The organism is Luteibacter sahnii, from assembly GCF_034063545.1.
Taxonomy (GTDB): Bacteria; Pseudomonadota; Gammaproteobacteria; order Xanthomonadales; family Rhodanobacteraceae; genus Luteibacter; species Luteibacter sahnii.
The window spans coordinates 650,202-663,203 of the sequence record NZ_JAQLOK010000002.1 but is presented as its reverse complement, the minus strand read 5'-3'; the positions used below and the strand labels follow the sequence as shown (position 1 = coordinate 663,203).

The following is a 13,002-nucleotide window of genomic DNA, read 5'->3' as shown; positions in this document are numbered from 1 at the left end:
ACCCGCCCGACGGTCCCCCGCCGGCGCGTATAATCGATGGCTTTCGCGCAAGGCCCGTCCCGCGATGCAAGCGACCCTTATCCGTGCCCGGCCCGAACACGCCGAGCGCCTGTGCGCCATCGAGCGGGCCGCCGTCGAGCTCTTTCGCGGCCACGAGGCCTGGGCGTCGTATTCGTCGATGTCGCTCCCGGTTGAGGTCGTGCACGCGCTGATCGCCCGCGGGCTGGTCTGGGTGGCCCTTGTCGACGGCGACCCGGTCGGCTTCGTCTGCCTCGACGCCACGGGCCTGGCCCCCGGGGCTATCGGCATCGCCGAGATCGACGTGCTCCCCGCCTTCGGTGGCCGGGGCATCGGCGCGGCGCTGCTCGAACATGCCTGCGACTGGGCCCGCGAAGCGGGCTACCGCCGGGTTGACCTCGGCACGCTCAGCGACGTGCCCTGGAACGCGCCGTTCTACGCCAGGCACGGCTTCGCCCCGGTCGACAAGCATGCGCCCGAGTTCGCCGAGGCCCTGGCCCGCGACCGCGACAATGGCTTCCCCGACCATCTGCGCGTATTCATGAGCCGTACGCTGGCGCCGCCGGCCGCCGACGGCTGGACCGCCTGGCCGGCGCCGGCCAAGCTGAATCTCTTCCTGCGTATCGTGGGGCGTCGCCCCGACGGCTACCACGAGCTGCAGACGGTGTTCCGCCTGCTCGACTGGGGCGATGAGGTGCGCCTGCGGGTGCGCCCGGACGGCGTCATCGCCCGCCCCCAGGCCATTCCGGGGGTGCCCGAGCACACCGATCTCACCGTGCGCGCCGCGCGGCTGCTCGCCGAGGTCACGGGTACGCGGCTGGGCGCCGAGATTGCCATCGATAAGCGCATCCCCATGGGCGGCGGCCTGGGTGGGGGCAGTTCCGACGCGGCCAGCGTACTCGTGGGCCTCAACACGCTGTGGCGCACCGGGCTCGACGACGACGCCCTCGCGGCGCTGGGCCTGGGCCTGGGCGCCGACGTGCCGGTGTTCGTGCGTGGCCGCTCGGCCTGGGCCGAAGGGGTGGGGGAGGCGCTCACCGCGCTGCGCCTGCCCCGGCGCTGGTATGTGGTGGTCGATCCGCACGAGCACGTGCCCACGGCGGCCCTGTTCGCTGCCCCCGAATTGACACGAAATGCCCCTGCGGCGACAATTTCGGCCTTTGTTTCCGGGGATTCGACGGAAAACGCCTTCGAGCCCGTGGTTCGGGTGCGTCACCCGCGGGTGGCGGCGGCGCTGGACTGGCTGGCGGGCTTCGGTCGCGCCCGGTTGTCCGGCAGCGGCGGCTGCGTTTTCCTGGAAACGAAAACCCATGAGGCGGCGCTTGCGGTCGCCTCGCGCTGCCCCGAAGGCTTCACGGCCCACGTGGCGGCGGGAGTCGATCCCTCTCCGCTGCTCTCGGCGCGAGGTCGGATCGGCGCCCGGCTTGCCGGGTCGTAAGGACGGGAAGGGCCGCGGGCCGCGGCAAAGCCAAACATTGTTGGGGCGTCGCCAAGCTGGTTAAGGCACGGGATTTTGATTCCCGCATGCGCAGGTTCGAATCCTGCCGCCCCAGCCACCGTTTTGCGGTGGCAAGCCGATCCAACCCATCTCGCCAGGAGTCACCCTCGTGGATACGTCCACCCCGATGCTGTTCAGCGGCAACGCGCACCGCGCGCTCGCCGACGACGTCGCCGCCCGCCTGGGCATCCCGTTGGGCAAGGCCCTGGTGGGCCGCTTCAGTGACGGCGAAGCCCAGATCGAAATCGAGGAAAACGTCCGCAAGCAGGAGGTCTTCGTCATCCAGCCGACGGGCGCCCCCAGCGCCGAAAACCTGTTCGACCTGCTGGTGCTCGTGGACGCCCTCAAGCGTGCCTCGGCCGGCACGGTCACCGCGGTGATGCCGTACTTCGGCTACGCCCGCCAGGATCGCCGTCCGCGATCGGCCCGCGTGCCGATCACGGCCAAGCTGGCAGCCAAGATGATCGCGACGGCCGGTGCCGACCGCGTCCTCACCATCGATCTGCATGCCGACCAGATCCAGGGCTTCTTCGACATCCCGGTCGACAACGTCTACGCCTCGCCCGTGCTGCTGGCCGACATCTGGCGTCACCACAGCATGGACGACCTGATCGTAGTCAGCCCCGACGTCGGCGGCGTGGTGCGCGCCCGCGCGCTGGCCAAGCGCCTCGACGACGCCGACCTGGCGATCATCGACAAGCGCCGCCCCCGCGCCAACGTGGCCACCGTGATGAACATCATCGGTGACGTCGACGGCAAGACCTGCGTGCTGGTCGACGACATCGTCGACACCGCCGGCACCCTGTGCGCCGCCGCGGCGGCGCTGAAGGAAAAAGGCGCCCGCAAGGTAGTCGCCTATTGCGTGCATCCGGTGCTCTCGGGCGCCGCCATCGACAACCTCGAGCGTTCCTCGCTTGACGAGCTGGTGGTCACCAATACCCTGCCGTTGCGCGATAACGCCCGCAACTGTGCGAAAATCCGCCAGTTGTCGGTCGCGGAACTGCTCGCGGAGACGATCCGCCGCATCGCCTTCGGCGAGTCGGTGAGTTCGCTCTACATCGACTGATCCACCGTTTTTTCGGGCTCTCCTGGTCGCGGGGGAGCCCTTTACCCACCGCCGCGAGGCGGTTTCACTTGAGGCAATACCATGTCCACCAACCATAAGCTTTCGGCCACGAGCCGCACCGTCGAAGGGAAGGGTGCGAGCCGCCGCCTTCGCGCTGCGGGCTACGTGCCGGCGATCGTGTACGGCGCGGGCGAAGCCCCGCAGGCGATCCAGGTCCTGCATAACGACGTCCTGCTCGGCTCGCGTTTCGAGTCCTTTTACTCCTCGGTCATCGAACTGACCGTCGACGGCAAGAAGCAGAGCGTCCTCATCAAGGACTGGCAGAAGCATCCGTTCAAGCAGCTCATGCTGCACATGGACTTCCAGCGCGTGAACGAGAACGAAGTCGTCCGCGTCGCCGTCCCCGTGCACTTCCTCAACCAGGAAAAGAGCCCCGCCGGCAAGACGGCCGGTCTGGTCATCTCGCATAACCTGACCGAAGTCACCGTCTCGTGCCTGCCGAAGGATCTCCCCGAGTTCATCGAGCTCGACCTGGCCGACCTCAAGGGTGGCGACATCGTCCACCTGTCCGACCTCAAGCTGCCGTCCGGCGTTGAAATCCCGGAACTGGGCCTGGGCAAGGAACATGACGTCGCGGTCGTCACCGTGGCGGCGATCCAGGAAGAAGTCGACCCGGTCGCCGACGAAGGCGACGCCCAGGCCGAAGAGAAGAAGTAATCGTCGACGGCCCGCGCGCGTTCGCGTGGCGGGCCGTCCTCGTCTTCCATGGCGTCCATCCGTCTCATCGTCGGCCTCGGCAACCCCGGGGCCGAATACGTCAGGACCCGGCACAACGCCGGGTTCTGGTGTGTGGACGCGTTGGCCCTCGACCAGGGCGAACGCTGGTCGTTCGACGGCAAGCTGCACGGCGAAACGTGCAAGCTGCGCCTCGGCGGCGACACGGTCTGGCTGCTCAAGCCGGCCACCTTCATGAACAAGAGCGGCATCGCGGTGGCGTCGGCGTTGCGCTACTACAAGATCGCGCCGGACGAATGCCTCGTCGCCCACGACGAGCTCGATCTCCCGCCCGGCACCGTCCGCATGAAGTTCGACGGCGGCCACGGTGGCCAGAACGGACTGCGCGACATCATGGCCCATCTGGGACATGGCAAATTCCATCGTCTGCGGGTCGGCATCGGCCACCCGGGACACAAAGACAAAGTCACCCCGTGGGTGCTGGGCCGCCCCAGCGCCGCGGACGAGGACGCCATCATGATCGGCCTCGGACGGGCCTTTGACGTGCTGCCCTTGGCGCTGTCAGGCCAGTTCGAGGAAGCGATGAAGCGGTTGCATACGGCCGTGTGACGCGCGAACGGCAAGGGCGGCGCAGAGGTTTCGTGCGACGCCCTCGGTTCACAGGTCGCATAGCGGTCGACTTACAGGGCCTTCAGGCCCGACTTGCGGAAGCCCAGCTCCGCAGGCATCACGTATCACGACATCATCGAGAGCATCGCCCATGGGCATCAAATGCGGCATCGTCGGCCTGCCCAACGTCGGCAAGTCCACCCTGTTCAACGCGCTGACCAAGGCCGGCATCGCGGCGGCCAATTTCCCGTTCTGCACCATCGAGCCGAACACCGGCGTGGTGCCCGTGCCCGATCCGCGCCTGGGTGAACTGGCGGCCATCGTCAAGCCGCAGCGCGTCGTGCCGACCACCATGGAGTTCGTCGATATCGCCGGCCTCGTCGCGGGCGCGTCGAAGGGCGAGGGCCTGGGCAACAAGTTCCTCGCGCACATCCGCGAGACCGATGCCATCGCCCATGTGGTGCGCTGCTTCGAAGACGGCAACGTCATCCATGTCGCCAACAAGGTCGACCCGATCGCCGACATCGAAACCATCGATACCGAGTTGGCGCTGGCCGATCTGGAGGCCGTGCTGAAGGCACTCGACCGCGCCACGCGCGCCGCGAAGGCCAACGATAAGGACGCCCTGGCACGCAAGCCGGTGCTCGAGAAGCTGGCCAAGGTGCTCGACCAGGGCAAGTCCGCGCGCACCGCCGGCCTCGACGCCGAAGAAAAGGCACTCGTGCGCGACATGTTCCTGATCACGCTCAAGCCGATCATGTACATCGCCAACGTGGCCGAAGACGGTTTCGAGAACAACCCCCACCTCGACGCCGTGCGAGCCCGCGCGCAGGAAGAAGGTGCCGAGGTGGTGCCCGTCTGCGCGGCGATCGAAGAAGAGCTTGCCCAGATGGACGATGCCGACCGCGACGAGTTCCTCCAGGACCTCGGTTTCGACGAGCCCGGCCTCAACCGCGTGATCCGCGCCGGTTACAAACTGCTCGGCCTGCAGACCTACTTCACCGCCGGCGTGCAGGAAGTGCGCGCGTGGCAGGTTCGCGCCGGTTCCACCGCGCCGCAGGCGGCGGGCGTCATCCACACCGATTTCGAACGCGGCTTCATCCGGGCCGAGACCGTCGCCTACGACGACTACATCAAGTACAAGGGCGAGCAGGGTGCCAAGGAAGCCGGCCGGCTCCGTCTCGAAGGCAAGGACTACCTCGTCAAGGAAGGCGACATCCTGCACTTCCGCTTCAACGTCTGATCTGGAGGCCCGGCTCACGCCGGGCCTCTTGCCATATGGGCTCGTGGCGTTACGCCGATAGGGCGCTTGAACACGTGAGGCGCACATAGCATCCTTCGGACTCGTCCAGGGAAACGACCATGCCGTTCCTGCAGCTTTCGGATTTCGCCGCGCGCCTCAACGACACCTTCCGGGTCACGATCGAAGGACAGGACGCCGTGTTCACCCTCGTGGAGGCCACGCCCATGCCGCATCATCCGGTGGCGGGCATGGTGCGCGAGCCGTTCTCGCTGCTGTTCCACCACGAAGCGGCCGTCGTCTTCCCTCAGCGCATCTATCCGATGCGCAACGACGGCATGGGCGAGTTCGGTATCTTCCTGGTGCCCATCGCGCGCGACCGCAGCGGGTTCATCTACCAGGCGGTGTTCAACTGACCCAACGCATCGGCAGGTAGGCGGCGTCGCCGCCGGGCGCTTCGATGAAGCCGAGTCTACGATAGAGCGCGTGGGCGCACGGGTTGAATCGGCTGACCTGCAGCGTGACGCCTTTGCCACGCGCGGACGCCTGGCGCATGAGCACGCGCATCAGGGCGGATCCCCATCCGTGCCCCTGGTCGGCGAGCGTCAGGCTGATATCGATCACGTGCAGGTCGCGTTCGCGCTCATCGACATACAAGCGGCCGATGGGCCTGGTACCTTCCATCACGATCAGGAACGCCGCGCACGCGTAGTGCGAGAGGTAGTGCGCGTGCTGGAGCGCGAACTGCGACGCGAGAAAGGCCTCGCGCGCCGCGTCGGGCCAGGGCACCGCGGCCATCTCGTCGTGACGCGATGCCGCGTAAAGCTGGCGCAGGAATGCCATATCGTCGTCCGTCGCCGGACGCAGGGTCAATCCTGTCGGCGCGGCGTCGAGGATCGACGCCGCGCGCAGTGGAAACGACGCCATGGCGGGCGTCACGAAAAGCTCGGGAAGACACCTTCGAGCGCGATGCAGTAGTTCAGCACGAGGTACGGTTGGCGATTTTCATGCGGCAGGCTATTGCCGGCGACGCTCAATGTCATCGGATGGAACGTCGTATTGGGGGTGATCGATCCACCCAGGAAACTCGACGCCCTCATCGAACTGGCCAGCGACGCGCCGGTCGTCGGCGCGGTCAGGCGGTTGTCGGCCTGGAGATACGCGCTGACGGTATGATCGTGATAGGGCATCTGCACGGTGTTGAGCGCCACGGTTTCCGATCCGTTCGTGTCGCCGGTCACCGTGGGCGGCAGGCCAGAACCGGTTCCCTGGCCCATCGGCGCGCGGCCGTTATAGTTGGGCAGGGCGAACGTGTTGACGCCGTCGCCGCCGAACTGAACGCCCAGCAACGCGTAGAGCGCGCTGTATTGCCGGATGGGCAGCAACTGGCCGTTGCAAAGGGCCCAGCCGTTGGTGGGGTAATCAAAGCCAAACAGCCTGATCTCGCCGAAATATGGATCCATGGGATGTCTCTCTGGGTCGTGACCGGACGGTCAGGACTGGCTGGGGAACACGCCGACGGTGGCGATGCAGAAATTCGCCGTCAGGGTGGGCATCATGTTGTCGTGCGGCTGGTTGCCACCCTGGCCCTGCACGGTATGTTCGGCCATCGTCACCGCGGCGACCGTCGTCGGGTTAACGTAGAACTGGTCGGCCGGCGGCGGGGAGGGCGGCGGCGCCGCGTTGTTCACAATGGCCGCAGTCATCATCGAGACGTTCGGCCCGTTCGAGGTCGCCGCTGCGGTCACCGCCGACATGGTGTGGTTATGGGTGGGCATCTGCGCCACGGTGAGGGTGACGGTCGTGGTGCCACCGTTCGATCCGAGGGGACGGGGGGTGAGGCCGAGGCCGTTGCCCTGGTGGACCGGCACCTGTCCGCGCAGGTCGGGCAGGCCGAACGTGTTGACGCCGTCACCGCCATACGTGGTGCCGAGCAGCACGTAAAGCGTTTCGTATTGCGAAATGGGCTGCAGGCTGCCGTCACAGGCCAGCCAGCCTTGGGGGATCCTCGGAAAACCGAAAAGGCGGATTTCGCCAACGTATTGATCGCTCATGGAAGGGTCTCTGCGAGGTCAGGTGCGCGAGGGGAAGATGCCTTGCAGCGCGATGGCGAAGCTGATCGTGCGGAACGGCTGCATGTTCGGGTGGCTCTGGCTGAGCCCATTGTTGCCGATGGTGTTGCTTGCCAGCGGTACCTGCGCGCTGGTCGGGGTTCCGTAGAGAAGTTCCGTCGGGTTATTCGCGAAAAACGCGTTGGCCGGGCTTTTCGCCTTTGCGGCCTGCGTCGTGGCCATCACCATGTGGTTGTGCTGGGGAATCTGGGCAGCGGTCAACGCGACGTTTTCGGCACCCGCGGCCTGGCCGATGGGATAGGTGGAGCCGCCCTGGAGCGCGCCCTGTCCCACCGGCGTGCGTCCCTGCAGGTTCGGCAGCATGAAGGTGGTAGTGCCGTTGCCACCGTAGGTCGTGCCCAGCAGGCTGAAGAGCGCCACGTTCTGCTGAAGGGGCAGGGTTTGCCCGTTGCAGAGCGCGTAACCTCGCGGTGCGAAGTTGAAGCCGGCCATCATGATCTGGCCGAGATATGGATCTGACATCGTTCTCCCCTTGAGACGCGTCGCCGGTTGGGACGCGAGCCGAATCTCTTCCTCGACACCATCAATTTCAAGTGCCATGTGAGCCAGCGCAGGCTGATCTTGCGCGGGCACGATCCGGCGTGTTGGTGCTCCGACGATTCGTGCGTTTCACACAAGTGAAGGCCTAAAGGTTTGCCGGAACTGCTTAGGCTGTCGCGTCTATCGTGCCGATGCTGCCTTTGCATCTACGATATGCTGACTTCAGGGGAATACGTTTCCCGCGACGTTGCCGCCGTTGGGGCGAGCCGTCGTGGGGACCAGCAGGGGAAATCCATGTTCAATCGGTCGTCGCTCGGCGCGCATGCGCCGCGCCAGGGTGCGCTTACGGCGCGGGCGTGGTCGTGGGCGCTCTTTGTCTTGCTGTGGATCGGCGTGGCCCAAGGGGCGGTGGCGGCGTGTTCGAATCCGCAGCAGGCGACCATCGCCAGCGGCGGTACGGCCACCTTCAATTGTTCGCCGGGCGGATTCGACGACGCCCAGGGCGCGCAACACGGCGCGGTCGACACGCAATCGAGCTTTTCGCTGATCTATCGAAACAACGGCGACGGTGCCACGTCGGACACCTTCACCGCGCTGGAAGACGACGGCATCACGCGGATCACGTTCCAGATCACGATCAATCCGCCGCCGTTCAACATCTCCAACACCAGCCTGCCGGCGATGACGTATAACCAGTCGTATTCGCAGCAGATCCAGGTATCCGGTGGTACGCCGCCCTATACCTATTCGATCGTCAGCGGTGCGCCGCCTGGCATCACCATCAGCAGCAGTGGCGGCGTCATCAGTGGCACGCCGATCCAGGCCGGGTCCTACAGCATCGCCGTGCGCGTGGTGGATTCGGCCAGCCCGCAAAATACGGCGAACAAGACGTTCGCGGTAACGGTGGCGACGCCCACGCTCACCATGGGCCCGGCCTCGCTGGCCACGGCCAAGCAGGGTCTTGCCTACGCAGCTCAGCTCACCACCAGCGGCGGCACGCCCGCGTACACCTACACGTTGCCTTCCGGCGGCCTGCCCGCCGGCCTGACGATGGACACGAACGGTGCGATTTCCGGCACGCCGACCCAGTCGGGTACGTTTACCTTCGTCGTACAGGTGACTGACAGCACGCCGAGCAACAACAACACGCCCGCGACCGCCCAGCGCAACTACACCTTGCAGATCACGCCTGCGCCGACGATTACCGTCAGCCCCGCGTCGATTGCCAACGCGACGTACGGGCAAGCCTATTCGCAGACGTTCAGCGCGAGCGGGGGAACCGGTCCCTATACGTTCACCCCTTCCGGTTCGATCCCGCCGGGCCTCACGTTTTCGGGCAACCAGCTCAGCGGCACGCCGACGGCGACGGGGACGTTCAATGTCACGATCCGCGCGACCGATCAGGATGGCTACACCGGGCAGACGGCCTATACGCTCACCGTGAGCCCGTCGGTGCCCGGTGCGCCGACCGGCGTCAACGCCAGCGCCAGTCCGGGCGCGGCAAGCGTCAGTTTCGCCGCGCCGGCGAACAATGGCGGTGCGGCCATTACCAGCTACACCGTGACGTCCAATCCCGGCGGCATCACCGCGACGGGATCGGGCAGCCCGATCCAGGTGACTGGCCTGACCAACGGCGTGAGCTACACCTTTACCGTGGCGGCGACCAACACGGCCGGTACCGGCGCGTCGTCGTCGCCGTCTCCTGCGGTCACGCCGAAAGATACCCAGAGCATCACGTTCAACAACCCCGGCACGCAGCTCTACGGCACGTCACCGACGCTCCAGGCCACCAGTTCCTCGGGCTTGCCGGTGACGTTCGGCTCGAGCACGACCGGGGTCTGTACCATCACCTCGGGCGGCACACTCACGTTCGTTCGGGGCGGCAGCTGCACGATCGTCGCCGACCAGGCCGGTAACGGCAGCTACGACGCGGCCCCGTCGGTGACGCAGACCTTCGCGGTGTCGTCGGTGGCGCCCGGCGCGCCGGTCATGGGCTCGGCGACCACGCAGCCGGCGCCTGCCGGCCAGACGACCGGTAGCGCGTCGGTCAGTGTCAGTGCGCCCGCCAGCGACGGCGGTTCGACCGTCACCGGCTACACGGTGACGTCAAGCCCAGGTGGCATCACCGCCAGCGGCAGCGGCAGCCCGATCGTGGTGACCGGCCTCACGCTCGGCACGGCTTACACGTTCACCGCTACGGCGACCAACGCCTCCGGCACCGGCCCGGCATCCTCGGCGAGCAACAGTGTCACGCCGATGGCGCAACAGGCCATCACCTTCAACGCGCCGGGCGACCAGGACTTCGGCACGACGCGCACGCTCACCGCGAGCGCCTCGTCTGGCCTGACCGTTACCTACGACAGCAGCACGACGTCGACCGTGTGCGCCATCGTCAACGGCAACCAGGTGCAGGCGAGGGCGCCGGGTACGTGTACCGTCACCGCGAACCAGTCGGGCAACGGTGCCTACGTCGCGGCGCCGGCAGTCAGCCGGAGCTTCAACGTCGTGGTACCGGGCGGCGCGGTGTCCATCACCACCACCAGCCTGCCGGCGCCGACCCGCGGCGTGGCCTATAGCCAGACCATCGCGGCACAGGGCGGCGCGGCGCCTTATACCTTCTCGCTCACGGGCGCGCTGCCGGCTGGCCTGACGTTCGCGAACGGCGTGATTTCCGGCGTCGCCACGGCGTCGGGTACCTATAACTTCAGCGTGCAGGTGCTCGATCAGGCGGGCCAGACCGCCAGCCAGGCCTACGGCTTCACGGTGATCTCGCCGACCTTCACCTTCGCGCCGGCCACGCTGCCGGCAGGCAAGGTGGGCGACGCGTATGCGCCGTCGACGATCGCGGCCTCGGGCGGTATCGCGCCGTACACCTACGCGGTCACCGCGGGCACCCTGCCGGCGGGGCTGACCCTGTCGCCGTCGGGCACGTTCAGCGGCACGCCGACGGCGTCCGGCGCGCGCTCGTTCACCGTGACGGCGACGGACGCCTACAACGGCACCGGCAGCCAGAGCTTCACGATCAACGTGGGCGATCCCACGCCGGTCGCCGTCGACGATGCGGCGAACGTTGCCGCGAACGGCACGGTAACCGTGCCGGTCACGGCCAACGATTCGGGCCCGATCACGTCCATCGCCGTGACGCAGGCACCGGCCCACGGCACCGCCACCGTCAGTGGCCTGAACGTGGTCTATGCCCCGGCGCATGACTATTTCGGCGCCGACACGCTCAAGTACACCGCCACCGGTCCCGGCGGCACGTCCAACGCGGCGACCGTCACCCTGACCGTGGCCGCCGGCGCGGCGCCGACGATCGTCGCGCAGCGTGCGACCGTGCTCGCCGGCAAGGCGGTGACGATCCACGCCTCGACCGGTGCGGCCAACGGGCCGTTCACCGCCGCGGCGGTGGTCACGCAGCCGGCCAGCGGCAGCGTGGCCGTGCAGGGCACCGACCTGGTGTACACGGCCGCGGCCGACGCGTCGGGCGACGTGACATTCAGTTACACCCTGAGCAACGCGTTCGGCACGTCGCCGCCGGCGACGGTCACCGTCACCGTCGATCCGATGCCGGTCGCGATGCCGCTGTCGGCCAGTGCCGTGGCGGGCCGTCCGGTGCAGGTCGACCTGACCTCGGGCGCGCGTGGCGGTCCGTTCACCGCCGCGCAGGTGGTCTCGGTCACGCCGGCGAACGCGGGCAGCGCGTCCATCCAGTCGTCCGCAGGCGGCTTCACGCTTGAGTTCGTGCCCGCGGCGGCATTCGGCGGCACCGCCCAGGTGGCGTACACACTGACCAACGCCTATGCCACCTCTGCCCCGGGCATGGTCAGCATCGCGGTAGTGCCGCGTGCCGATCCCACCAAGGACCCGGACGTGATGGGCGTGTTGTCCGCGCAGGCCGACGCGACGCGGCGCATGGCGACCGGGCAGATCGACAACTTCCAGCGTCGCCTGGAAATGCTCCATAGCGGTGGCCCCAGCGGGTTCACCAACGGCATCACCATGGCCTCGGCCAGCTCGCAGCGCGGCAAGGACGCATACGCCTCATTGCGCCGCTCGCAGGACGACGCCAACCGTCGCTATCTCGTGCAGCCCGATCCCGATTCGGCCGATGCCCAGGCCAACGCCACGTCGCAGCACGGCAGCCTGCCGGGTGACGTCTCGGTGTGGACGGGCGGCGCGGTGAACTTCGGCAAGAGCCAGGTCGGTACCAGCGCCAACGGTACGGACTTCACCACGTCCGGCGTGAGCATGGGCGTGGACAAGCAGTTCAGCGATCGCTTCGCCGCTGGCGTGGGCGTCGGCTACGGCCATGACCGCTCCGACGTTGGCCAGCACGACAGCCACAGCGCCGTCGACAGCTACAACGTGGCGTTCTACGGCAGCTACCGGCCCGCGGCGGCGTTCTATACCGACGCCCTCATCGGCTACCAGTGGCTGTCGTTCGACACGCGCCGTTACCTGACCGATACCGGCGGTCATGTGCAGGGCAGCCGCGACGGCCGACAATGGTTCGCCTCGCTGTCGGCGGGCTACCAGATGCAGGGCGAGAACTCGCAGCTGACGCCTTATGCCCGGGTTGACGTGGCGCGCGCCCAACTGGACGCCTTCACCGAACACGGTGACGACACCCGCTCCCTGGCCTACCAGGGACAGACGGTGAAGACCACCACGGCAACGCTGGGCGTACTGGCGCAGTGGTCGGTCCGGCGTGACTACGGCATCTGGTCGCCGCAGCTGCGCGCGGAGTTCGGGCACGACATGCAGGGCTCCGGCGCGGCGTCGATCCGCTACGCCGACCTGCTCAACGGTCCGCTGTACCGTGCCACGCTGTTCCAGCAGTCGCGCAATCACACCCAGCTCGGTGCGGGCATCGCGTTGCAGACCAACAGCGGCTGGATCCTTCGCGCGGAGTATCAGAACCAGCTCGACAACACCAGTCGGGACAACCAGTCGATCCTGCTTGGCGTGGAGAAGAAGTTCGGGCCGTGATCCGGTCCGTGTCACCAGACCCCCGGTGTCTTGCCGGGGGTTTGTTCCGATTCGTTCGCATGGATGCAGGCCCTTCCGTCGGCGCGGACGACGGGACGGTGAGGCCGTGAGCCCGTGAAACGTTGGGGCCAGAGCCTCCGGTGTCCACCCTCGCTGCTCAGACAGGTCCTCTGCGTCCGACAACGAAGGCCGCTGCCTTGTGCGGAACTCGCCTCGAGGGTGGACACCAAGGTCT

11 protein-coding genes and 1 tRNA gene are annotated in these 13,002 nt (G+C 67.3%); 8 read left to right on the top strand and 4 right to left on the bottom strand.

Annotated features, from left to right (window positions below; translation table 11 throughout):
• The first annotated feature begins 64 nt into the window (after positions 1-64).
• The 7 genes from ispE to PI246_RS08365 all read left to right on the top strand — a co-directional run bounded on the left by ispE (position 65) and on the right by PI246_RS08365 (position 5,582).
• Positions 65-1,456 carry a 4-(cytidine 5'-diphospho)-2-C-methyl-D-erythritol kinase gene (ispE, locus tag PI246_RS08395; RefSeq protein WP_343218469.1) on the top strand — a complete coding sequence of 464 codons (1,392 nt, stop codon included), beginning with the start codon at positions 65-67 and terminating at the stop codon, positions 1,454-1,456.
• 41 nt (positions 1,457-1,497) lie between these two features.
• Positions 1,498-1,574 (top strand) — tRNA-Gln (locus tag PI246_RS08390).
• A gap of 51 nt (positions 1,575-1,625) precedes the next feature.
• On the top strand, positions 1,626-2,582 hold the full coding sequence (locus PI246_RS08385) for a ribose-phosphate diphosphokinase (protein WP_320550810.1): 957 nt from the start codon (positions 1,626-1,628) through the stop codon (positions 2,580-2,582).
• Between the two features lie 81 nt (positions 2,583-2,663).
• Positions 2,664-3,299 carry a 50S ribosomal protein L25/general stress protein Ctc gene (locus PI246_RS08380; protein ID WP_320550809.1) on the top strand — a complete coding sequence of 212 codons (636 nt, stop codon included), beginning with the start codon at positions 2,664-2,666 and terminating at the stop codon, positions 3,297-3,299.
• A gap of 48 nt (positions 3,300-3,347) precedes the next feature.
• Entirely contained in the window at positions 3,348-3,926 is a 579-nt protein-coding gene (gene pth / locus PI246_RS08375; RefSeq protein WP_320550808.1) for an aminoacyl-tRNA hydrolase, read from the top strand.
• Positions 3,927-4,077: 151 nt separating this feature from the next.
• Positions 4,078-5,169 (top strand): redox-regulated ATPase YchF, encoded by a 1,092-nt coding sequence (gene ychF / locus PI246_RS08370; RefSeq protein WP_320550807.1) that lies wholly within the window; start codon positions 4,078-4,080, stop codon positions 5,167-5,169.
• Positions 5,170-5,288: 119 nt separating this feature from the next.
• A complete protein-coding gene (locus tag PI246_RS08365; protein ID WP_320550806.1) occupies positions 5,289-5,582 on the top strand; it encodes a DUF6916 family protein in 294 nt (97 codons plus the stop codon).
• Here PI246_RS08365 and PI246_RS08360 read toward each other — a convergent pair.
• The 4 genes from PI246_RS08360 to PI246_RS08345 are packed head-to-tail and all read right to left on the bottom strand — an operon-like array spanning position 5,575 to position 7,760.
• Positions 5,575-6,105: a GNAT family N-acetyltransferase gene (locus tag PI246_RS08360; RefSeq protein ID WP_320550805.1), complete on the bottom strand. Its 531-nt coding sequence runs from the start codon at positions 6,103-6,105 to the stop codon at positions 5,575-5,577. The genes PI246_RS08365 and PI246_RS08360 overlap by 8 nt on opposite strands.
• A complete protein-coding gene (locus tag PI246_RS08355; protein ID WP_320550804.1) occupies positions 6,102-6,629 on the bottom strand; it encodes a phage tail protein in 528 nt (175 codons plus the stop codon). Before PI246_RS08355 ends, PI246_RS08360 begins: the two co-directional genes overlap by 4 nt.
• Positions 6,630-6,659: 30 nt before the next feature.
• A complete protein-coding gene (locus PI246_RS08350; RefSeq protein WP_320550803.1) occupies positions 6,660-7,220 on the bottom strand; it encodes a phage tail protein in 561 nt (186 codons plus the stop codon).
• A gap of 18 nt (positions 7,221-7,238) precedes the next feature.
• Complete coding sequence (locus tag PI246_RS08345; protein WP_320550802.1) at positions 7,239-7,760, bottom strand: phage tail protein; 522 nt, start codon at positions 7,758-7,760, stop codon at positions 7,239-7,241.
• A gap of 312 nt (positions 7,761-8,072) precedes the next feature.
• On the opposite strand from PI246_RS08345, the gene PI246_RS08340 reads away from it, so the two are divergent.
• Positions 8,073-12,767 (top strand): putative Ig domain-containing protein, encoded by a 4,695-nt coding sequence (locus PI246_RS08340; RefSeq protein WP_320550801.1) that lies wholly within the window; start codon positions 8,073-8,075, stop codon positions 12,765-12,767.
• Positions 12,768-13,002 lie beyond the last annotated feature (235 nt).

Bases quoted from the DNA above. Each gene is read 5' to 3' on its own strand.
- ispE (WP_343218469.1), top strand. From the start codon at position 65: ATGCAAGCGACCCTTATCCGTGCCCGGCCCGAACACGCCGAGCGCCTG.
- PI246_RS08380 (WP_320550809.1), top strand. From the start codon at position 2,664: ATGTCCACCAACCATAAGCTTTCGGCCACGAGCCGCACCGTCGAAGGG.
- pth (WP_320550808.1), top strand. From the start codon at position 3,348: ATGGCGTCCATCCGTCTCATCGTCGGCCTCGGCAACCCCGGGGCCGAA.
- ychF (WP_320550807.1), top strand. From the start codon at position 4,078: ATGGGCATCAAATGCGGCATCGTCGGCCTGCCCAACGTCGGCAAGTCC.
- PI246_RS08365 (WP_320550806.1), top strand. From the start codon at position 5,289: ATGCCGTTCCTGCAGCTTTCGGATTTCGCCGCGCGCCTCAACGACACC.
- PI246_RS08355 (WP_320550804.1), bottom strand. From the start codon at position 6,629: ATGGATCCATATTTCGGCGAGATCAGGCTGTTTGGCTTTGATTACCCC.
- PI246_RS08350 (WP_320550803.1), bottom strand. From the start codon at position 7,220: ATGAGCGATCAATACGTTGGCGAAATCCGCCTTTTCGGTTTTCCGAGG.
- PI246_RS08345 (WP_320550802.1), bottom strand. From the start codon at position 7,760: ATGTCAGATCCATATCTCGGCCAGATCATGATGGCCGGCTTCAACTTC.
- PI246_RS08340 (WP_320550801.1), top strand. From the start codon at position 8,073: ATGTTCAATCGGTCGTCGCTCGGCGCGCATGCGCCGCGCCAGGGTGCG.